This is a genomic window from Citrobacter sp. Cb031 (assembly GCF_030336725.1).
Taxonomy (GTDB): Bacteria; Pseudomonadota; Gammaproteobacteria; order Enterobacterales; family Enterobacteriaceae; genus Citrobacter; species Citrobacter braakii.
In genome coordinates this window covers 107,345-129,063 of sequence record NZ_JAOWDA010000008.1, presented here as the reverse complement: position 1 = coordinate 129,063, position 21,719 = coordinate 107,345, and the positions used below count along the sequence as shown (strand labels likewise).

Below are 21,719 nucleotides of genomic sequence, written 5' to 3'. Positions count from 1 at the left end.
AGTGAAACGCCGTAGCGCCGATGGTAGTGTGGGGTCTCCCCATGCGAGAGTAGGGAACTGCCAGGCATCAAATAAGTGAAAAAGCCCATCCTGCCGGATGGGCTTTTTTGCGTCTGCAGGGAGTGAAAACTGCCGGATGCAGCGTACCATTTTATCCAGCCCATCATGTTGTAACCGGTGTGCAGGCCTGAGAAGCGCAGCACACCAGGCTCTCCCGGCAGCACATTGCCTGTTACGCGAACGACGAATAGCATTCTCCTTTTTTCTTTACTGCACTAATCTACAGCAAGGAGCCGTGAAACTTTCTCAACTTGAGGATGCAGGCTCGACATTCGCATGATTCCTGGGTATCTTCAGCTATCTGGATGTCTAAACGTTTAAACGTATGTAGTGAGGTTATCAGGTTATGCCAATTCGCGTGCAGGACGGGCTACCCGCCGTCAATTTCTTGCGTGAGGAAAACGTCTTTGTGATGACGTCATCTCGCGCTTCCGGTCAGGAAATTCGTCCACTGAAGGTGCTCATCCTCAACCTGATGCCCAAGAAGATTGAAACGGAAAACCAGTTCCTGCGTTTACTGTCTAACTCACCGCTGCAGGTAGATGTTCAGCTATTGCGCATTGATGCCCGCGAGTCACGCAACACCCCTACGGAGCATCTGAATAACTTTTACTGTAATTTCGAGGATATCTGCGATCAGAACTTTGACGGACTGATCGTGACCGGCGCGCCGTTGGGTCTGGTTGAATTTAATGACGTGGCTTACTGGCCGCAGATTAAACAAGTGCTTGAATGGGCGAAAGATCATGTTACATCGACGCTCTTTGTCTGTTGGGCGGTGCAAGCCGCATTGAATATCCTGTACGGAATTCCCAAGCAAACCCGTACGGATAAACTCTCAGGCGTCTATGAGCACCATATTCTTCATCCTCATGCGCTGCTGACGCGTGGATTTGATGATGCGTTCCTGGCCCCGCATTCGCGCTATGCCGATTTTCCTGCTGCCCTTATCAGGGACTACACCGATCTCGAGATTTTTGCCGAAACAGAAGAGGGAGATGCCTACCTGTTTGCCAGCAAAGATAAACGTATCGCCTTCGTAACGGGCCATCCTGAATATGACGCCCATACACTCGGCAGTGAATATTTTCGTGACGTCGAAGCGGGCTTAACGCCGGAAGTGCCCTATAACTACTTCCCAAAAGATGACCCGCAAAATAAACCGCGGGCAACCTGGCGTAGCCACGGCAATCTGTTGTTTACCAACTGGCTCAACTATTACGTTTACCAGATCACGCCATATGATCTGCGTCACATGAATCCAACGCTGGATTAATCTTCTGTAACAGACGATCCTTAAGCGTTTCAGCATGTTGAATCAGGCACCTTCGGGTGCCTTTTTTATTTCCGAAACGCACCTCAATGTGTAATTAAATTTTATTTATATTGTTATCAATAGGTTAATTGATAATTAAATTAAAAATGGAAATTGTTTTTGATTTTGAAATTTAAATGAGTAGTCTTAGTTGTGCTGAACGAAAACCGCACAACGATCCTTCGTTCGCATTGGGGATGTGTTTGGATCAATGACGAGGAACTACGCAATGAATCAACAGGCAACGACAACCGATGAACTGATCTTCACCAGGCCGCGTGGCGAACAGGAACAGCAGATTCTGACCGCTGAAGCGGTGGAGTTTCTGACCGAGCTGGTGACAAGATTTACGCCAAAGCGGAATAAACTTCTGGCTGCACGTATCCAGCAGCAGCAGGATATTGATGACGGTAAGTTGCCTGACTTTATTTCGGAAACAGCTTCCATTCGCGAAGGTAACTGGAAAATTCGCGGTATTCCTGATGATTTACTGGATCGCCGTGTAGAGATTACCGGACCGGTTGAGCGCAAGATGGTTATCAACGCGCTGAACGCGAACGTCAAAGTCTTTATGGCTGATTTTGAAGATTCGCTGGCTCCTGAGTGGAGCAAAGTTATCGACGGGCAGATCAACTTGCGCGATGCAGTCAATGGCACCATTAGCTACACCAACGAAGCCGGTAAAATTTATCAACTCAAACCCAATCCGGCCCTGTTAGTGTGCCGCGTTCGCGGTCTGCACCTGCCGGAAAAACACGTCACCTGGCGTGGCGAATCGATCCCGGGCAGCCTGTTCGACTTTGCCCTCTATTTCTTCCACAACTACAAAACGTTGCTGGCAAAAGGCAGTGGCCCTTATTTCTATCTACCCAAAACGCAGGCCTGGCAAGAAGCGGCATGGTGGAGTGAAGTGTTCAGCTATGCAGAGGATCGCTTTAATCTGCCGCGCGGCACAATTAAAGCGACCCTGCTGATTGAAACGCTGCCAGCCGTTTTCCAGATGGACGAAATTCTGCACGCGCTGCGTGACCACATTGTGGGCCTGAACTGCGGTCGCTGGGACTACATTTTCAGTTATATCAAAACCCTGAAGAACCACCCGGATCGCGTGTTGCCGGACCGTCAGGTGGTGACGATGGATAAGCCATTCCTCAGTGCGTATTCGCGTCTGCTGATTAAAACCTGTCATAAACGCGGCGCGTTCGCGATGGGCGGCATGGCTGCGTTCATTCCCAGCAAAGATGTGGAACGTAACAACCAGGTTCTGACCAAGGTAAAAGCGGACAAAGCGCTGGAAGCCAATAACGGTCATGACGGCACCTGGATTGCCCATCCAGGACTCGCAGATACCGCAATGGCGGTGTTCAACGACGTACTCGGTGAAAACAAAAATCAGCTGTTTGTGACCCGTGAAGAAGATGCGCCGATTACCGCAGAACAATTGCTGGCACCCTGTGAAGGTGAGCGTACTGAAGAAGGCATGCGTGCCAACATTCGTGTCGCGGTGCAGTACATCGAAGCGTGGATGTCCGGTAACGGCTGCGTACCGATTTACGGTCTGATGGAAGATGCGGCCACCGCCGAAATCTCTCGTACCTCCATCTGGCAGTGGATCCACCACCAGAAAACGCTCAGCAACGGCAAACCGGTTACCAAACCGTTGTTCCGCCAGATGCTGGCCGAAGAGATGTTGGTGATTCAGGACGAACTGGGGGAACACCGCTACAGCAGCGGGCGTTTTGACGATGCCGCGCGCCTGATGGAGCAAATCACCACTTCCGACGAGTTAATTGACTTCCTGACGTTACCGGGCTACCGCCTGTTGGCCTAATTTACCCACAATTTATCCTAATGGAGCATCTGCACATGAAAACCCGTACTCAACAAATCGAAGAATTACAGAAAGAATGGACTCAACCGCGCTGGGAAGGCATCACCCGCCCCTATAGCGCGGAGGAAGTGGTGAAATTACGTGGCTCGGTCAACCCGGAATGCACGCTGGCGCAGCTTGGCGCGGCGAAAATGTGGCGTCTGCTACACGGCGAATCGAAGAAAGGTTATATCAACAGCCTCGGCGCGCTGACTGGTGGTCAGGCGCTGCAGCAAGCGAAAGCTGGTATTGAAGCGGTCTACCTTTCAGGCTGGCAGGTGGCGGCAGATGCCAACCTGGCGTCCAGCATGTATCCGGATCAATCGTTGTATCCAGCGAACTCCGTTCCGGCGGTGGTGGACAGGATCAACAACACATTCCGTCGTGCCGATCAGATCCAATGGTCAACCGGTATTGAGCCGAACGATCCGCGCTATGTGGATTACTTCCTGCCGATCGTTGCCGATGCGGAAGCGGGTTTTGGCGGGGTACTGAACGCGTTTGAACTGATGAAATCGATGATTGAGGCTGGTGCAGCGGCCGTTCACTTCGAAGATCAGCTCGCATCGGTGAAAAAATGTGGTCACATGGGCGGCAAAGTCCTGGTGCCGACTCAGGAAGCTATCCAGAAACTGGTGGCAGCCCGTCTGGCTGCAGACGTCATGGGCGTTCCGACGCTGGTGATTGCGCGTACCGATGCTGACGCAGCCGATCTGATTACGTCTGATTGCGACCCATACGATAGCGAGTTCATCACTGGCGAACGTACCAGCGAAGGGTTCTACCGTACGCATGCGGGCATTGAGCAGGCGATTAGCCGTGGCCTGGCCTACGCACCGTATGCGGATCTGGTGTGGTGTGAAACCTCCACGCCGGACCTCGAACTGGCGAAGCGCTTTGCCGATGCTATTCATGCGAAATTCCCAGGCAAACTGCTGGCCTACAACTGTTCGCCATCGTTTAACTGGCAGAAAAACCTGGATGACAAAACCATTGCCAGCTTCCAGCAACAGCTGTCCGATATGGGTTACAAATACCAGTTCATTACGCTGGCGGGTATTCACAGCATGTGGTTCAACATGTTCGACCTCGCGCATTCCTATGCGCAGGGTGAAGGCATGCGCCACTACGTTGAGAAGGTTCAGCAGCCGGAATTTGCGGCGGCTAAAGATGGCTACACCTTCGTGTCCCATCAGCAGGAAGTGGGGACAGGCTATTTCGACAAAGTAACCACCATCATTCAGGGCGGCACTTCTTCAGTGACCGCGCTGACCGGCTCGACTGAAGAATCGCAGTTTTGATCAATGCCCGGTGGCGCTGCGCTTACCGGGCCTACGAAGGGATGTAGGCCGGATAAGCGAATGCGCCATCCGGCATGACATTGTGCCGGATGGGAGAAATTGATGACGCGTGGCCTGGAATTACTGATTGCTCAGACGATTTTGCAAGGTTTCGACGCCCAGTACGGGCGTTTTCTGGAAGTGACCTCCGGCGCGCAGCAGCGTTTTGAACATGCCGACTGGCACGCGGTTCAGCAGGCGATGAAAAGCCGTATCCACCTTTACGATCATCATGTGGGTCTGGTGGTGGAGCAACTGCGCTGCATTACTGACGGCAAAAGTACCGACGCGGATTTTTTACTTCGCGTGAAAGAGCATTACACCCGGCTATTGCCAGATTATCCACGCTTCGAGATTGCGGAGAGTTTCTTTAACTCCGTCTATTGCCGGTTATTTGACCACCGCTCGCTGACTCCCGAGCGACTGTTTATTTTCAGCTCTCAGCCAGAGCGCCGTTTTCGCACGATCCCACGCCCGTTGGCGAAAGACTTTTTTCCCGATACCGGCTGGGAGTGGCTGCTTACGCGCGTCCTCAGCGATCTGCCCTTGCGTCTGCCGTGGCAGAACAGACATCGGGATATCCACTACATCATCGAACACCTGACCGAAACGCTGGGGGCGGATCTGTTGCAGCGCAGTCATTTGCAGGTGGCGAACGAACTGTTTTATCGCAACAAGGCCGCCTGGCTGGTCGGGAAGTTGATTACCCCTTCCGGGACGCTGCCGTTTTTACTGCCAATTCACCGTACTGACGAGGGCGAACTGTTTGTCGATACCTGCCTGACCACAACGGCGGAAGCCAGTATCGTGTTTGGCTTCGCCCGCTCGTATTTTATGGTTTACGCCCCGCTGCCCGCCGCGTTAGTGGAGTGGCTGCGCGAGATCCTGCCCGGTAAAACCACCGCTGAATTGTATATGGCGATTGGCTGTCAGAAACACGCGAAGACCGAAAGTTACCGCGAATATCTGCTCTATCTTGCCCATTGCGATGAGCAATTTATCGAAGCGCCGGGGATCCGCGGCATGGTGATGCTGGTGTTTACCCTGCCGGGCTTCGACCGCGTCTTTAAAGTCATCAAAGACAAATTTGCTCCGCAAAAAGAGATGTCGGCCGCCCACGTCCGCGCCTGTTATCAACTGGTCAAGGAGCACGATCGTGTCGGGCGGATGGCTGACACCCAGGAGTTCGAGAACTTTGTGCTGGATAAACGGCAAATCGATCCGTCGCTGATGGCGCTGTTGCTACAGGAAGCCCCGGAAAAAATTACCGATCTCGGCGAGCAGATTGTCATTCGCCATTTGTATATCGAACGACGGATGGTGCCGCTGAATATCTGGCTGGAGCAGGTCGAAGGCCAGCAACTGCGCGATGCAATTGAAGAGTACGGCAATGCCATTCGTCAGCTGGCCGCCGCCAATATTTTCCCCGGCGATATGCTGTTTAAGAACTTCGGCGTGACTCGCCACGGGCGCGTGGTGTTCTACGACTACGATGAAATTTGCTACATGACGGAGGTGAATTTCCGTCATATCCCGCCGCCGCGTTACCCGGAAGATGAGATGAGCGCTGAACCGTGGTATAGCGTATCGCCGGGGGATGTCTTCCCGGAAGAGTTTCGTCACTGGCTATGCGCTGACCCGCGTATCGGGCCGCTATTTGAAGAGATGCATGCTGACCTGTTCAGCGCCGACTACTGGCGAGGTCTGCAAACGCGGATCCGTGAAGGACACGTGGAAGATGTTTACGCCTACCGGCGCAAACAGCGGTTTTGCATCAGATTTTCGGCTTGATGTCCGGCAACCCTTTCTTAACGAAATCCGCCGTATGCCAGCGTGACTTCTTTCGCCGCTTTGATCGCCATGGCGCCAAACTCGGTCACTCGATCGTCGGTAATGCGCGAAATGGGTCCGGAGATGGAAATAGCGGCAAACGGCTCACGGTGTTCATCATAAATGCACGACGCCACGCAGCGCAGACCCAGCGCATGCTCCTCATCATCAAAGGAGTAGCCGCGCTTGCGCGTCTGGGCTAAATCCTCTTTCAAATGCACCGGCGACACCAGCGTGGCGTGGGTGTAAGCGTGCAGCCCTTTACGGTGCAGCAGGCCAGTCACCTGTTCTTCACTCAGTTGGGATAAAAACGCCTTACCCGCACCGGAGGCGTGCATCGGCAGTTTGCCGCCGATAGGCGCGGACATGCGCATCAGTTGGGTACACTGCACCTGGTCGATAATAATGGCCTGATGGTCGCTTTGATCTAACACGGCAAGGTTTACCGTCTCACCGGAGTCTTCCATCAGCTTGCGCAGGATCGGGTGGACAATCGCCAGCAAATTACGGCTTTGCAAAAAGCTGCTGCCGACGATAAACGCATGCGCACCCACGGCCCAGTGGCCTAATTCACCCACCTGACGGACAAATCCTTGCTGCTGCATGGTGGTCAACAAACGGTGAGTCGTGGAGTTTGGCAAGCCGGCCTGCTGTGCCAGCTCGGTTAGCGCCACGCTGCCGTTGGATTCTGCAATCCACTCCAGTAGCTTCAGGCCGCGAGTCAGAGACTGAACCTGCCCGGTTGCAGGCGTAGTAGCAGCGGCGGGTTTTCTACCGCGTTTCGCGGGGATTGTGGCAACCATGGCGGACTCCTTTTCTGTATCGTGGAAATCATTTTCGTTTTATTCAATTATAATGCAAGAATTCCTGTACTGATCGGATGAGTGAAGCTGAACATGTCTCATGTTGGCCGTTGTTCTCTTTTCCACCTCTCAGGTTTGTGCCAGTATGGTCTGTTGAGTTTTTTTCGGTCTGGTTGAGCGTTGTCGGGAGCGAGTGTGAGCAGCAAAGTTGAACAATTACGTCAGCAGTTAAATGAACGTATTCTGGTGCTGGACGGCGGTATGGGCACCATGATCCAGGGATATCGTCTGAGCGAAGAGGATTTCCGCGGCGAACGCTTTGCCGACTGGCCGTGCGATCTGAAAGGCAACAACGACCTGTTGGTGCTCAGCAAACCTGAGGTGATCGCCGCCATCCATAACGCCTATTTTGAGGCGGGCGCGGATATCATCGAAACCAACACCTTTAACTCCACGACTATCGCCATGGCGGATTACCAGATGGAATCCCTGTCGGCGGAAATCAACTTTGCGGCAGCCAAACTGGCGCGCGCAGCGGCAGACGAATGGACGGCACGCACACCGGAAAAACCGCGCTATGTCGCGGGCGTGCTCGGCCCAACCAACCGTACGGCGTCTATCTCGCCTGACGTCAACGACCCGGCTTACCGCAATATTACCTTTGATCAGCTGGTGGCCGCCTACCGTGAATCCACCAAAGCGCTGGTGGAAGGTGGCAGCGACCTGATCCTGATTGAAACTGTCTTCGATACCCTGAACGCCAAAGCCGCTATTTTCGCGGTTAAAACCGAATTTGAAGCGCTGGGCGTTGAGTTGCCGATTATGCTCTCCGGCACTATCACCGATGCTTCCGGGCGTACGCTCTCCGGTCAGACAACCGAAGCGTTCTATAACTCACTGCGCCACGCCGATGCGCTGACCTTCGGTCTGAACTGCGCCTTAGGTCCGGACGAATTGCGCCAGTACGTGCAGGAACTGTCGCGCATTGCCGAATGCTACGTTACCGCGCACCCGAACGCCGGGTTGCCGAACGCCTTTGGCGAATACGATCTCGATGCCGACACCATGGCGGCGCAAATACGCGAGTGGGCGCAAGCGGGCTTCCTCAACGTGGTCGGCGGCTGCTGCGGCACCACGCCGGAACACATCGCCGCGATGAGCCGCGCAGTGGAAGGTTTGCCGCCGCGCCGCTTGCCGGAAATCCCGGTAGCCTGCCGTCTGTCTGGCCTTGAACCGTTGAATATTGGCGACGATAGCCTGTTTGTGAACGTCGGCGAGCGTACCAACGTCACCGGTTCGGCGAAATTTAAGCGACTGATCAAAGAAGAGAAATACAACGAAGCGCTGGATGTCGCCCGTCAGCAGGTGGAAAGCGGCGCACAGATTATCGATATCAACATGGATGAGGGGATGCTCGACGCCGAAGCGGCGATGGTGCGTTTTCTCAACCTTATCGCCGGTGAGCCGGATATCGCCCGCGTGCCGATTATGATCGACTCCTCGAAATGGGACGTCATCGAAAAAGGGCTGAAGTGCATTCAGGGTAAAGGCATCGTTAACTCCATCTCGATGAAAGAGGGGGTTGAGACCTTTATCCACCACGCGAAGTTGCTGCGACGCTACGGTGCCGCAGTGGTGGTGATGGCCTTTGACGAGCAGGGGCAGGCCGACACCCGCGCGCGTAAAATTGAGATTTGCCGTCGGGCGTACAACATTCTTACCGAAGAGGTAGGCTTCCCGCCGGAAGACATTATCTTCGACCCGAACATCTTTGCGGTCGCGACCGGAATTGATGAGCACAATAACTACGCCCAGGACTTTATCGGTGCCTGTGAGGACATCAAACGTGAACTACCGCACGCGCTGATCTCCGGCGGCGTCTCCAACGTGTCGTTCTCCTTCCGTGGTAACGACCCGGTTCGTGAAGCTATTCACGCGGTATTCCTTTACTACGCCATTCGCAACGGCATGGACATGGGGATCGTCAACGCCGGACAACTGGCGATCTACGACGACCTGCCCGCCGAGCTGCGCGATGCGGTTGAAGATGTGATCCTCAACCGTCGTGACGATGGCACCGAGCGTCTGCTGGAGCTGGCTGAGAAATATCGCGGTAGCAAAACTGATGACACTGCCAATGCCCAGATGGCGGAATGGCGCAGTTGGGACGTGAAAAAGCGCCTCGAATATTCGCTGGTGAAAGGCATTACCGAATTTATTGAGCAGGATACTGAAGAAGCTCGCCAGCAGGCCGCGCGTCCGATCGAGGTGATTGAAGGGCCGCTGATGGACGGGATGAACGTGGTTGGCGATCTGTTTGGCGAGGGCAAAATGTTCCTGCCGCAGGTGGTGAAATCCGCCCGCGTGATGAAGCAGGCGGTGGCCTACCTCGAACCGTACATTGAGGCCAGCAAAGAGAAAGGCTCCAGCAACGGCAAGATGGTCATTGCTACCGTGAAAGGCGATGTGCACGATATCGGCAAAAATATCGTTGGTGTGGTGCTGCAATGTAACAACTACGAAATCGTCGATCTTGGCGTGATGGTGCCAGCGGAGAAAATCCTCAGAACGGCACGTGAAGTGAATGCCGATCTGATTGGTCTTTCCGGGCTGATTACCCCGTCGCTGGACGAAATGGTCAACGTGGCGAAAGAGATGGAGCGTCAGGGGTTCACTATTCCATTGCTGATTGGCGGCGCGACCACCTCAAAAGCGCACACGGCGGTGAAAATCGAGCAGAACTACAGTGGCCCGACGGTTTATGTGCAGAACGCCTCGCGTACCGTTGGCGTAGTCGCCGCACTCCTCTCTGACACTCAGCGCGATGACTTTGTCGCCCGTACGCGTAAAGAGTACGAAACCGTGCGTATCCAGCATGCGCGTAAGAAACCGCGGACCCCACCAGTAACGATACAGGCTGCCCGCGACAACGATCTGGCCTTCGACTGGGAAAACTACACGCCGCCAGTGGCGCACCGCCTCGGCGTACAGAGCGTTGAAGCCAGCATCGAAACGCTGCGCAACTACATCGACTGGACGCCGTTCTTTATGACCTGGTCGCTGGCCGGGAAATACCCGCGCATCCTCGAAGATGAGGTGGTGGGAGAAGAGGCGAAACGTCTGTTCAAAGACGCCAATGACATGCTGGATAAACTCAGCGCTGAGAAGACCCTGAATCCGCGCGGCGTGGTGGGCTTGTTCCCGGCTAACCGCGTGGGGGACGACATCGAGATTTACCGTGACGAGACGCGTACGCACGTCATCAACGTCAGTCATCACCTGCGCCAGCAGACGGAAAAAGTCGGTTTCGCCAACTACTGCCTGTCTGACTTTGTTGCGCCGAAACTGAGCGGCAAAGCGGATTACATCGGTGCTTTCGCAGTTACCGGCGGTCTGGAGGAAGATGCACTGGCGGACGCCTTCGAAGCCCAGCATGACGACTACAACAAGATCATGGTGAAAGCGATCGCCGACCGCCTGGCGGAAGCGTTCGCGGAATATCTGCACGAGCGCGTGCGTAAAGTCTACTGGGGCTATGCGGCGAATGAGAACCTCAGCAACGAGGAGCTGATCCGCGAAAACTACCAGGGAATTCGCCCGGCACCGGGCTATCCGGCTTGCCCGGAACACACCGAAAAGGCCACCATCTGGGAACTGCTGGATGTAGAAGCGCACACCGGGATGAAGCTCACCGAATCCTTCGCGATGTGGCCAGGTGCGTCGGTTTCCGGCTGGTATTTCAGTCATCCAGACAGCAAGTACTACGCCGTGGCGCAAATCCAGCGCGATCAGGTTGAAGATTACGCCTTCCGTAAAGGCATGAGCGTGGCGGAAGTCGAACGTTGGTTAGCGCCTAATCTGGGCTATGACGCTGACTGATTCACAAAACTGTCATCTTTATTTACAACAAACAAGGCACTCAATGAGTGCCTTGTCTCTTTATTACGTTTAAACCCTTATACTGAAAGAACGTTCATCGGTACTGCTTGCCGGATGGCACATTTTTGTCGGCCTGATAAGCGTGGCGTCATCAGGTGTTATGTCATCGCTATGAGCCTCAGGAACATATAACGATAAGGAGAACCTGATTCCGTGCTAACTCTGTTACACCTGCTTTCTGCTGTCTCTATGCTGGTTTGGGGTACGCATATTGTGCGTACCGGCGTGATGCGCGTCTTCGGCGCCCGTTTGCGTACCGTACTCAGCCGTAGTGTTGAAAAGAAGCCGCTCGCCTTTTGTGCGGGTATCGGGGTGACGGCGCTGGTACAAAGCAGCAACGCCACCACCATGCTGGTGACCTCGTTTGTCGCGCAGGACCTCGTCGCGCTCACCCCTGCGCTGGTGATTGTACTCGGCGCCGACGTCGGGACCGCGCTGATGGCGCGTATCCTGACTTTCGATCTCTCCTGGCTGTCGCCACTGCTGATTTTTATCGGCGTGATCTTCTTTCTCGGACGTAAGCAGTCCCGTGTGGGGCAACTGGGGCGGGTTGGTATTGGACTGGGGTTGATTTTACTGGCGCTGGAACTGATTGTGCAGGCGGTAACACCGATCACCCAGGCTAACGGCGTACAGGTTATTTTCGCCTCGCTCACCGGCGATATCATGCTGGATGCGCTGATTGGTGCGATGTTCGCGATTATCAGTTACTCCAGCCTTGCGGCGGTGCTGCTGACGGCAACGCTGACCGCGGCAGGCATTATCTCGTTCCCGGTGGCGTTGTGTCTGGTGATTGGCGCCAACCTCGGCTCTGGCCTGCTGGCGATGCTTAATAACAGCGCCGCTAACGCCGCCGCCCGCCGTGTGGCGCTCGGTAGCCTGCTGTTTAAGCTGGTGGGTAGCCTGATTATCCTGCCGTTTGTTCATCCGCTGGCAAATCTGATGGATGAACTGCCGCTGCCGAAATCTGAACTGGTTATTTACTTCCATGTCTTCTACAACCTGGTGCGCTGTGTGGCGATGGTGCCGTTCGCAGAACCGATGGCGCGTTTTTGTAAGCGCATCATCCGCGATGAGCCGGAGCTGGATGCGCATCTGAAGCCCAAACATCTCGACGTCAGTGCGCTGGATACGCCGACGCTGGCCCTGGCCAATGCCGCTCGTGAAGCTCTGCGCATCGGCGACGCGATGGAGCAGATGATGGACGGGCTGAAGAAGGTGATGCACGGCGAGCCGCGTGAAGAGAAAGAGCTGCGCAGGATGGCGGACGACATTAACGTGCTATACACGGCAATTAAGCTCTATCTGGCCCGGATGCCAAAGGATGAACTGGCGGAAGAGGAATCACGCCGTTGGGCGGAGATTATCGAAATGTCGCTTAACCTCGAGCAGGCTTCCGATATTGTCGAACGTATGGGCAGTGAGATAGCGGATAAGTCGCTGGCTGCCCGTCGCGCATTCTCCGTGGAAGGATTGAAAGAGCTGGATGCGCTCTTCGATCAACTGCTCAGCAATCTGCAGCTGGCGATGTCGGTGTTCTTCTCTGGTGACGTCACCAGCGCCCGTCGTCTGCGCCGTAGCAAGCACCGTTTCCGTATTCTCAACCGTCGTTATTCGCATGCGCACGTTGACCGTCTGCATCAGCAGAACGTGCAGAGCATCGAGACCAGCTCCTTGCACCTGGCGCTGCTGGGCGATATGCAGCGTCTGAACTCGCTGTTTTGTTCCGTGGCCTATAGCGTGCTGGAACAGCCGGATGAGGACGATGAGCGCGACGATTATTGAGTGAGGTGGACCGGTTGGCCGGATAAGGCATTTATGCCGTTATCCGGCAACGTCGGTTAGAAGCAGTGACCTGCTTCGAGGGCAACCGCGTCTTCACCCGCTTTAAAGACGTAAGTGGTGTTCGGACCGCCAAGAACCGCCTGGCCGTTACTCACCTTAATCCAGTTTCCTTCCGGCAAACCAATCACCGTCAGCTCTGGTGCCACAACCAGCAGCTCGCGAATACGCTGTTCACGCGTTTCGCCTTTGTGGCCTTCCGGAAGCGCATTGGTGAAATGTGGGTTAATCTGCAGCGGGAACAGACCCAGGGCATCAAAACCTTTTGGATCGACAATCGGCATGTCGTTGGTGGTGCGGATGGTCTGGCAGGCGAGGTTAGAACCTGCGCTCCAGCCGATGTACAGCGCACCGCGTTTGACGACATCCACAATCGGCGCCAGCAGTCCGCGCTCGCGGCTCTCTTTCAGTAACTGGAAGGTGTTACCCCCGCCGACAATCACCAGCTCTGCGTTTTCAATGGCAGCGATCGGATCGGCAACGGTATGAATGCCAGTAACGTTGACGCCCATTGGCGCAAAGATGGCTGCCGTTTTCGCCGTGTATTCATCCCAGGTTTGCGTCACGCCAGCGAACGGAATAAACACCGCCGTACGGCGACCATTCAACTGCTCAGCAATCAGCGGTAGCGCATGTTCCATCCAGCCTTTGCCCGGCAGCGTCGAGTTACTCAATAAAAGCAGTTCCATCATTTCTCCATGTAATCAGAAAATTACAAACCGCGCTAATGCTACCACTATCAGCGTAACGCCTTACTGATATGGCTCACGATGTTGGAAGTGGGGAAAGCCGAACGGGTTAACCACAACCTCCTGTTGGAAAAACCCGTTCAGACTTAACAACGATCAATCTATTGAAACAGCGTCCTTTTGCGTAGTGGCAAACGCCAGGCCTTCGTCCTCCCAGCCCTTAATACCACCAATCATTATTTTCACCGGTCGACCTAGCTGCGCCAACTTCAGCGCCGCGCGATCGGCCCCGTTACAGTGTGGGCCAGCGCAATAGACGACAAACAGTGTGTCCTGTGGCCATTTTTTCAAGGATTCCGTATTTATCAGTCGATGGGGAAGATGAATCGCGCCAGGGATATGACAACGGGAAAAACTCTCTGCACTCCCCACTACATGTAAAAGCACAAAATCTTTGTCGTCAGCAGCAATCGCGGAATGAACGTCAGAACAATCCGTCTCCATATTCAGATGTTGCTGGAAATGGGCGATAGCTTGTGCAGATGAAGCGGCTGGAATATCAGTTACGGTACTCATATTGTTGTTTTCTCTTGTGGTGAAATCAGCTGTTGTGTTACCTCTTATCTCATCAAAAAATTAACCTTGAAACACCCTCTGACCATGACAGATTCCGCCAGGATCATGACAACATCTTCTCGCCCGTTGGTCGTTGCACTCGCTTATGACGGGCTATGTACTTTCGAGTTTGGCGTCGCAGTGGAAGTTTTTGGGCTTCCGCGACCTGAACTGGGAGAGGGCTGGTATCGTTTTGCCGTGGCTTCGGTTGATCAAGGTGAATTAAGGGCAACTGGCGGGGTTCGTATCGTTGTGGACGGTGGATATGAATTGCTGCAAGAAGCAGACACTATTGTCATTCCTGGCTGGCGTGACGTGAGCTCACCGGTCCCGGAAGCATTATGCGATGCGCTTCGTGAAGCACATCAACGCGGTTGTCGAGTCATCTCTATCTGTTCTGGTGTATTTGTTCTGGCTGCGGCAGGTTTGCTGGATGAGCGTAAGGCGACGACGCACTGGCGTTACGTCAGTGAACTCCAGCGACGCTTTCCCGCCATCAACGTTGTGGAAGATGTCCTGTATGTCGGTGACCACGACGTGCTCACTTCGGCAGGTAGTGCGGCAGGGATTGATTTATGTTTGCATGTGGTGCGCACTGATTTTGGACTTGAGATTGCCAATAACGTGGCCCGTCGCCTGGTGCTGCAGCCCCACAGGGATGGCAGCCAGACTCAGCAGCAACTGCGTCCTGTTGCCCGCAGTCGGGAAAGCCAGCGTTTTGGTCTTTTGCTTGACTGGTTACATAACAATATCGCGCAGAAGCATACCCTTGACGCTCTGGCCAGCCAGGTCGGTATGAGTCCCCGAACGTTGATGCGGCGATTTCAGGAGTCAACGGGGCTTACTCCCGCACGTTGGCTGATGAATGAACGGCTAAACCGTGCGCAGCAGGCGCTCAATACATCCCATATCAGTATTGAGCAGATCGCGCAGCAAACCGGGTTCGGCAGCGCAAACTCTTTGCGTTACCACTTTCAAAAACGATTTGGTATCAGCCCGCAGGCATTACGTAATCAGATGCGATAGCACATTTTCACGCTCTGCTTTTTTATCCCCCGCAAGGTAGGGTATATTTCGCTGTCAAAGGAGAAATTATGCTGCCCGACTCATCCATCCGATTAAATAAATACATCAGTGAAAGCGGAATCTGCTCGCGCCGCGAGGCGGATCGCTTTATCGAACAAGGGAATGTTTTCCTGAATGGTAAACGCGCCACCATTGGCGATCAGGTGATGCCTGGCGACGTCGTAAAAGTGAATGGTCGGTTGATTGAGCCGCGTGAAGCGGAAGATCTGGTTTTTATCGCGCTGAACAAGCCGGTAGGGATTGTCAGCACCACTGAAGACAGCGAACGCGACAACATTGTTGATTTCGTTAACCACAGCAAGCGCGTGTTCCCAATCGGTCGTCTGGACAAAGATTCCCAGGGACTTATCTTTCTGACCAACCACGGCGACCTGGTGAATAAAATCCTGCGTGCCGGTAACGATCACGAAAAAGAGTATCTGGTGACGGTAGATAAGCCGGTCACTGATGACTTTATCCGTGGGATGAGTGCCGGTGTGCCAATCCTTGGCACCGTTACCAAGAAATGTAAGGTCAAGAAAGAAGCGCCGTTTGTGTTTCGCATCACGCTGATTCAGGGGCTGAACCGCCAGATCCGTCGTATGTGCGAGCACTTTGGCTATGAAGTTACTAAGCTTGAGCGTACACGTATCATGAACGTTGGTCTGTCCGGCCTGCCGCTGGGTGAATGGCGCGACCTGACGGATGACGAACTGATCGACCTGTTCAAGCTGATTGAGAACTCGTCCTCAGAAGCCAAACCGAAGGCGAAAGCGAAGCCAAAAACAGCAGGCATTAAGCGCCCGGTGGTGAAAATCGAAAAATCGGCTGAGAAAGAGAAATCGCGCCCGGCGGCAAACGGGAAGCGTTTTACCTCGCCGGGGCGTAAGAAGAAAGGGCGTTAACGTCTGCCGCGCGTTGGTGTATTCGCTGACCAGGAAAATGATGCTTCCGCATCCGGTTTATAAGCCTGCTTTTTCTTCAACTGGCGGGCTTTTTTAGCTTCTGCTTCGCGCAAGGCCATCAGTTTATCGATGTACTCTTTCTTGATGCTGTTGGTCTCAGCGTTGGTCAGCAGTCGACCATGCGCAATGCGCGCGCGGTCGAGCAGCGTTTTCAGTTCACGCTGTTCGCGCTCGGTCATCTCTTTTTGGGTAATGCGGGGGAGTGCCATAAGGGTGCCCTCTGTTAGCCGATATTCGCAGTGTACGGCAAAGTGCAGAGGCTGGGTAGGCCGGATAAGGTGTTAGCCGCTATCCGGCCTGCCGCCGCCAATTAGCGGCGTTCTTTTTCTTCAATCGGTTTACCGGACCAGTAACCTGCCAGCAGCGAACCGGAAAGGTTATGCCAGACGGAGAACAACGCGCCGGGCAGCGCCGCAAGCGGGCCAAAGTAGATTTTGCCCAGCGCAGCGGCAAGCCCTGAATTCTGCATGCCCACTTCAATAGCCAACGTACGACAGGTTGACTCGTCGAAACCAAACAGTTTTCCGCCCCAGTAGCCGCCGAGCAAGCCAATGGTGTTATGCAGGATCACGGCGATAATCACCACAAAGCCGACAGACGCAATGTGCGAGGCGGAACCCGCCACGACGGCGCTGATGATCGCCAGGATGCACACCATAGAAAACGCCGGCAGATACGGTTCCACGGCTTTTACGACGCGTGGGAACAGATGGTGAATGACCAGTCCCAAAGCAATCGGAATGACCACGATCTGCAGAATACTCAGCAGCATACCCATCACATCCACCTGGATATGCGCGTCGACATACAGCCGTGTCAGCAGCGGCGTGGCGACAACGCCGACCAGCGTTGAAACCGATGAAATAGTCACGGAGAGCGCCACATCACCTTTTGCCAGATAGATCATGACGTTCGATGCCGTTCCGCTGGCGACGCTACCGACCAGCACCATCCCTGCCGACAGTTCCGGCGGCATATTAAATGCCAGCGCCAAAATCCATGCGGCGAGCGGCATCACCAGATAGTGCAGGAAAATACCCGCTGCGACCGGTGCGGGGCGTGAAAGTACGCGTTTAAAGTCGTCCACCTTCAGGTGAACGCCCATGCCGAACATGATCAGCATCAGCAACGACGGCACGAATGGCCCGACAGGCGTAAAGGTGGAGGGGGTGTAATACGCAATAACAGAGAGCAGCAGCGCCCATAACGGGAACAGCCGCGTGAGAGTAGCGAGCATGTTATCTTCCTTGCGATTGAAATGTGTTGTGTTGTTATAAAAAAGCCGGGTTCGAGCCCGGCTATAGTTATTGTTTATCGCGTGATGAAATATTATTCAAACAAATTATGATGCAGCTTCTGTACCACCTGTTCGGCTTCGCTACCGGGCACCAGGAAGCACAGGTTATGGCTGGACGCGCCGTAGCAAATCATGCGGATGTTGAACGGCTCCAGTACACCAAACACCTCTTTACCCACGCCGCAGGCTTTGGACAGGTCGTTGCCAATCAACGCCACCAGCGCCAGGCCTTCTTCGACTTCAACCCGGCACAGGGCAGACAGTTCCATCAGCAGAGACTGCGTTAACAGCGTATCGCCGGTGGAGGTTGAACCGGTGGTATCCAGCGTCAGCGCTACGCTGACTTCAGATGTGGTAATTAAATCTACCGAGATATTGTGGCGTGCAAGGATGCCGAACACTTCTGCTAAAAAGCCGCGAGAGTGCAGCATATTCAGGCTATGCAGCGTCAGCAGCGTCTGCTTACGGCGTAGCGCCAGCGCACGGAACAGCGGTGGATTCGCGGTTTTATTGCAGACCAGCGTACCGCCTGCTTTTGGATCCTTGCTGGAGCCAACAAATACCGGGATATCGCTACGTACGGCCGGCAACAGGGTTGCCGGGTGCAGCACTTTCGCGCCAAAGGTCGCCATTTCCGCGGCCTCTTCAAAGGCGATTTCATCAATACGCTGCGCTGCAGGAACAACGCGCGGATCGGTAGTGTAAATGCCAGGAACATCGGTCCAGATATCGACGCGCGTTGCGTGCAGCGCTTCGGCCAGCAGGGCGGCTGTATAATCGCTACCGCCGCGCCCCAACGTGGTGGTGCGGCCTTTGCCTTCGCTGCCGATAAAACCCTGAGTGATTACCAGACCTTCGCTCAGACGCGGGGCCAACTGAAGCGTTGCCAGTTCAGCCAGCGCCGCGACGTCGGGTTCTGCGCGACCAAAACGATCGTTGGTGCGCATCACTTTACGCACGTCAAACCACTGTGCTTGCACGTTGCGTTCACGCAGGATTTCGACGAACAACAGGGTAGACATCAGTTCACCGTGGCTGACCAGTTCGTCGGTCAGGGCGGTTGAGGTCGCCAGTGACGCCGCTTCTGCCAGCGTGGTGATGTTTTCCAGCAGACGTTCAATCTCTTCACGAATTACGTTTGGATAACGCAGGCGTTCCAGAATATTGAACTGAATTTGACGAATGGCGTCGAGTTTTTCGAAGCGCTCGGTTGGCTCCAGCCCTTCAGCCAGTGCGACCAGCAGGTTGGTAATTCCAGCGGAAGCGGAAAGTACCACTACACGGACGTTAGCATCAGAAAGTACCACATCAGCGCTGCGATTCATGGCATCAAAATCCGCCACGCTGGTACCGCCAAACTTGGAGACAACTACATCAGTCATAACTACCTCGTGTCAGGGAATGAATAGAGCGACCATGGCACATAAGGCAGAACGAAAACCGGTGCAGGCGCAAATGCAAATACCGTATTTATAAATAAAATGTGTAGCTTGCACTGTCAACGCTGGGATTATGCGGATTTTTCATGCTGCGTTTCCGTTCAGTAACAGCGCTTATAACATCTATACTTTTTACCCCGGTTCGATGGATACAAGGGCGATGGCATTAAAACAATCACACTTTTCTGTGACTGGCGTTACAATCGATCTCAGTCACAATTCTCAAAATCAGAAGAGTATTGCTAATGAAAAACATCAATCCAACGCAGACCTCAGCCTGGCAGGCACTACAAAAACACTTTGAAGAGATGAAAGACGTTACTATCGCGGATCTGTTCGCGAAAGATGGCGATCGTTTCGCTAAATTTTCCGCGACGTTTGACGATCTGATGCTGGTGGATTTCTCCAAAAACCGCATCACTGAAGAGACGCTGGCTAAACTGCAGGATCTGGCGAAAGAGACCGATTTGGCAGGCGCCATCAAGTCCATGTTCTCCGGTGAGAAAATTAACCGCACTGAAGATCGTGCCGTGCTGCACGTGGCGCTGCGCAACCGTAGCAACACTCCAATCATCGTTGACGGCAAAGATGTGATGCCGGAAGTGAATGCGGTGCTGGAGAAGATGAAATCCTTCTCTGAAGCGATTATCTCCGGAAGCTGGAAAGGCTATACCGGTAAAGCCATTACTGATGTCGTGAACATCGGTATCGGCGGTTCTGACCTCGGCCCGTTCATGGTGACCGAAGCGCTGCGCCCGTACAAAAATCACCTGAACATGCACTTTGTGTCTAACGTCGATGGTACGCACATTGCCGAAGTGCTGAAGAAAGTGAATCCGGAGACTACGCTGTTCCTGGTCGCTTCCAAAACCTTCACCACTCAGGAAACCATGACTAACGCCCACAGCGCGCGCGACTGGTTCCTGGCGACCGCTGGCGACAACAAGCACGTTGCCAAACACTTCGCAGCGCTCTCCACTAACGGTAAAGCGGTTGGCGAGTTCGGTATTGATACCGCCAATATGTTCGAGTTCTGGGACTGGGTTGGCGGTCGTTACTCCCTGTGGTCTGCAATCGGTCTGTCCATCATCCTTTCTGTGGGCTTCGACAACTTTGTTGAGCTGCTTTCTGGCGCGCACGCCATGGACAAACACTTCTCCACCACTCCGGCGGAGAAAAACCTGCCGGTGCTGCTGGCGCTGATCGGTATCTGGTACAACAATTTCTTCGGTGCTGAAACCGAAGCGATTCTGCCGTACGACCAGTATATGCACCGTTTCGCGGCCTACTTCCAGCAGGGCAATATGGAATCCAACGGTAAATACGTTGACCGTAACGGCAATGCGGTGGATTACCAGACAGGCCCAATCATCTGGGGTGAGCCGGGTACTAACGGTCAGCATGCGTTCTACCAGCTGATTCACCAGGGTACCAAAATGGTGCCGTGCGATTTCATCGCTCCGGCAATCACCCACAACCCGCTGTCGGATCACCATCCGAAACTGCTGTCTAACTTCTTCGCCCAGACCGAAGCGCTGGCTTTTGGTAAATCTCGTGAAGTGGTTGAGCAGGAATACCGCGACCAGGGTAAAGATCCGGCAACGCTTGACCACGTTGTGCCGTTCAAAGTGTTCGAAGGTAACCGTCCAACTAACTCCATCCTGCTGCGCGAAATCACACCGTTCAGCCTGGGTGCGCTGATTGCGCTGTACGAGCACAAAATCTTCACTCAGGGCGCGATTCTGAATATCTTCACCTTTGACCAGTGGGGCGTTGAGCTGGGCAAACAGCTGGCGAATCGCATTCTGCCAGAGCTGAATGATGATAAAGAAATCACCAGCCATGATTGCTCAACTAACGGTTTGATTAACCGTTATAAGTCCTGGCGTTAATCTGCTTCTTCCTTCGAGCCGCAGCGGTGTTGGCTGCGTTCGTTAACCCCGGTAACATAGCTATCTATGCTCCCGGGGATTAACGATCTTGCCGCCTTGCTGCAATTCGAATGAATTTGCAGATTACTTATAAAAAAAGCCGATATTAATATCGGCTTTTTTTATAATCTGGCGCCCGAATATCTACGTTTTTGCTTTACACCTTTATTGAGCTTAATCCTAAAATAATTCATTCAACGTTATCGTGTTTCTGGTTTTTTCAGAATTACCGGATGTTGTGTTTTTGTTTTTATATTTTAACTTTTTGATTGTATTGATTTAATTATCTATCGTTAATCATTTTATTTCTTGCTATCTAATTATCCTAAATTCCCGCCTGGCGTAATTTGCACACTTTGGCTTGTGTATACTCGATCTCGCCCGAAATTCTTTTGGGTAAATCTCCATTCATACAATGAAGGGAATTTGTGATGAAAAAAGTTCTGTATGGCCTTTGGGCTATATCTGCGCTTGCGGCGACTTCTGTCTATGCTGCCCCCGTTCAGGTGGGTGAGGCTGCAGGGTCGGCTGCCGCGTCGGTTTCGGCAGGAAGTTCCTCCGCAACCAGCGCGAGCACCGTAAGTTCTGCGGTGGGGGTTGCCCTTGCGGCAACCGGTGGCGGCGATGGTTCTAACACCGGAACCACAACCACCACAACTACCAGTACCCAGTAATACCGGTACGTTTAATTCTAACCACACTTCGGTGTGGTTATTTTG

General features: G+C 53.7%; 17 protein-coding genes. 10 read left to right on the top strand and 7 right to left on the bottom strand.

Going from position 1 to position 21,719, the window contains the following annotated elements:
• Nucleotides 1-254 (bottom strand): hypothetical protein (locus OGV93_RS01235; RefSeq protein ID WP_287109310.1); only part of this gene is annotated, 254 nt, incomplete at its 3' end.
• Between the two features lie 152 nt (nt 255-406).
• Between OGV93_RS01235 and metA the strand changes: the two genes are divergently transcribed.
• The 4 genes from metA (at nt 407) to aceK (ending at nt 6,376) form a co-directional block, all read left to right on the top strand.
• A complete protein-coding gene (gene metA / locus OGV93_RS01230) occupies nt 407-1,336 on the top strand; it encodes a homoserine O-acetyltransferase MetA (RefSeq protein WP_287109309.1) in 930 nt (309 codons plus the stop codon).
• Between the two features lie 268 nt (nt 1,337-1,604).
• A complete protein-coding gene (aceB, locus tag OGV93_RS01225; RefSeq protein WP_287109308.1) occupies nt 1,605-3,206 on the top strand; it encodes a malate synthase A in 1,602 nt (533 codons plus the stop codon).
• A 35-nt stretch (nt 3,207-3,241) separates the two neighbouring features.
• Entirely contained in the window at nt 3,242-4,546 is a 1,305-nt protein-coding gene (gene aceA, locus OGV93_RS01220; RefSeq protein WP_016155323.1) for an isocitrate lyase, read from the top strand.
• A gap of 102 nt (nt 4,547-4,648) precedes the next feature.
• The gene (gene aceK, locus OGV93_RS01215; RefSeq protein ID WP_080860373.1) at nt 4,649-6,376 is read left to right on the top strand and encodes a bifunctional isocitrate dehydrogenase kinase/phosphatase; all 1,728 of its coding nucleotides are present in this window, start codon (nt 4,649-4,651) and stop codon (nt 6,374-6,376) included.
• A 17-nt stretch (nt 6,377-6,393) separates the two neighbouring features.
• Here the strand turns inward: aceK and iclR are convergent, their stop codons facing one another.
• Nucleotides 6,394-7,218, bottom strand: a complete 825-nt coding sequence (iclR, locus tag OGV93_RS01210) for a glyoxylate bypass operon transcriptional repressor IclR (protein ID WP_047357748.1) — start codon at nt 7,216-7,218, stop codon at nt 6,394-6,396.
• A gap of 195 nt (nt 7,219-7,413) precedes the next feature.
• Here iclR and metH point away from each other — a divergent pair, with 195 nt between their 5' ends.
• Together metH and OGV93_RS01200 are read left to right on the top strand one after the other, a co-directional pair.
• On the top strand, nt 7,414-11,097 hold the full coding sequence (gene metH / locus OGV93_RS01205) for a methionine synthase (RefSeq protein WP_094761858.1): 3,684 nt from the start codon (nt 7,414-7,416) through the stop codon (nt 11,095-11,097).
• Nucleotides 11,098-11,310: 213 nt separating this feature from the next.
• The gene (locus OGV93_RS01200) at nt 11,311-12,942 is read left to right on the top strand and encodes a Na/Pi cotransporter family protein (RefSeq protein ID WP_016155327.1); all 1,632 of its coding nucleotides are present in this window, start codon (nt 11,311-11,313) and stop codon (nt 12,940-12,942) included.
• A gap of 56 nt (nt 12,943-12,998) precedes the next feature.
• Here the strand turns inward: OGV93_RS01200 and pepE are convergent, their stop codons facing one another.
• Nucleotides 12,999-13,688, bottom strand: coding sequence for a dipeptidase PepE (gene pepE / locus OGV93_RS01195; protein WP_016155430.1), 690 nt, complete (start codon nt 13,686-13,688; stop codon nt 12,999-13,001).
• Nucleotides 13,689-13,844: 156 nt separating this feature from the next.
• Nucleotides 13,845-14,264: a rhodanese-like domain-containing protein gene (locus OGV93_RS01190; protein ID WP_213239552.1), complete on the bottom strand. Its 420-nt coding sequence runs from the start codon at nt 14,262-14,264 to the stop codon at nt 13,845-13,847.
• A gap of 84 nt (nt 14,265-14,348) precedes the next feature.
• On the opposite strand from OGV93_RS01190, the gene ftrA reads away from it, so the two are divergent.
• Entirely contained in the window at nt 14,349-15,329 is a 981-nt protein-coding gene (gene ftrA, locus OGV93_RS01185) for a transcriptional regulator FtrA (protein WP_080860369.1), read from the top strand.
• A gap of 68 nt (nt 15,330-15,397) precedes the next feature.
• Nucleotides 15,398-16,273, top strand: coding sequence for a 23S rRNA pseudouridine(2604) synthase RluF (gene rluF, locus OGV93_RS01180; RefSeq protein ID WP_016155331.1), 876 nt, complete (start codon nt 15,398-15,400; stop codon nt 16,271-16,273).
• Here rluF and OGV93_RS01175 read toward each other — a convergent pair.
• The 3 genes from OGV93_RS01175 to lysC form a co-directional block, all read right to left on the bottom strand.
• Nucleotides 16,270-16,542 carry a YjbD family protein gene (locus tag OGV93_RS01175; protein ID WP_003826541.1) on the bottom strand — a complete coding sequence of 91 codons (273 nt, stop codon included), beginning with the start codon at nt 16,540-16,542 and terminating at the stop codon, nt 16,270-16,272. The genes rluF and OGV93_RS01175 overlap by 4 nt on opposite strands.
• A gap of 101 nt (nt 16,543-16,643) precedes the next feature.
• A complete protein-coding gene (panS, locus tag OGV93_RS01170; RefSeq protein WP_019077880.1) occupies nt 16,644-17,570 on the bottom strand; it encodes a ketopantoate/pantoate/pantothenate transporter PanS in 927 nt (308 codons plus the stop codon).
• 92 nt (nt 17,571-17,662) lie between these two features.
• A complete protein-coding gene (gene lysC, locus OGV93_RS01165; protein ID WP_016155333.1) occupies nt 17,663-19,012 on the bottom strand; it encodes a lysine-sensitive aspartokinase 3 in 1,350 nt (449 codons plus the stop codon).
• A 302-nt stretch (nt 19,013-19,314) separates the two neighbouring features.
• On the opposite strand from lysC, the gene pgi reads away from it, so the two are divergent.
• Both pgi and yjbE read left to right on the top strand, forming a co-directional pair.
• Nucleotides 19,315-20,961, top strand: coding sequence for a glucose-6-phosphate isomerase (pgi, locus tag OGV93_RS01160; protein WP_065554816.1), 1,647 nt, complete (start codon nt 19,315-19,317; stop codon nt 20,959-20,961).
• A gap of 470 nt (nt 20,962-21,431) precedes the next feature.
• The gene (gene yjbE / locus OGV93_RS01155; RefSeq protein WP_016155435.1) at nt 21,432-21,674 is read left to right on the top strand and encodes an exopolysaccharide production protein YjbE; all 243 of its coding nucleotides are present in this window, start codon (nt 21,432-21,434) and stop codon (nt 21,672-21,674) included.
• Nucleotides 21,675-21,719 lie beyond the last annotated feature (45 nt).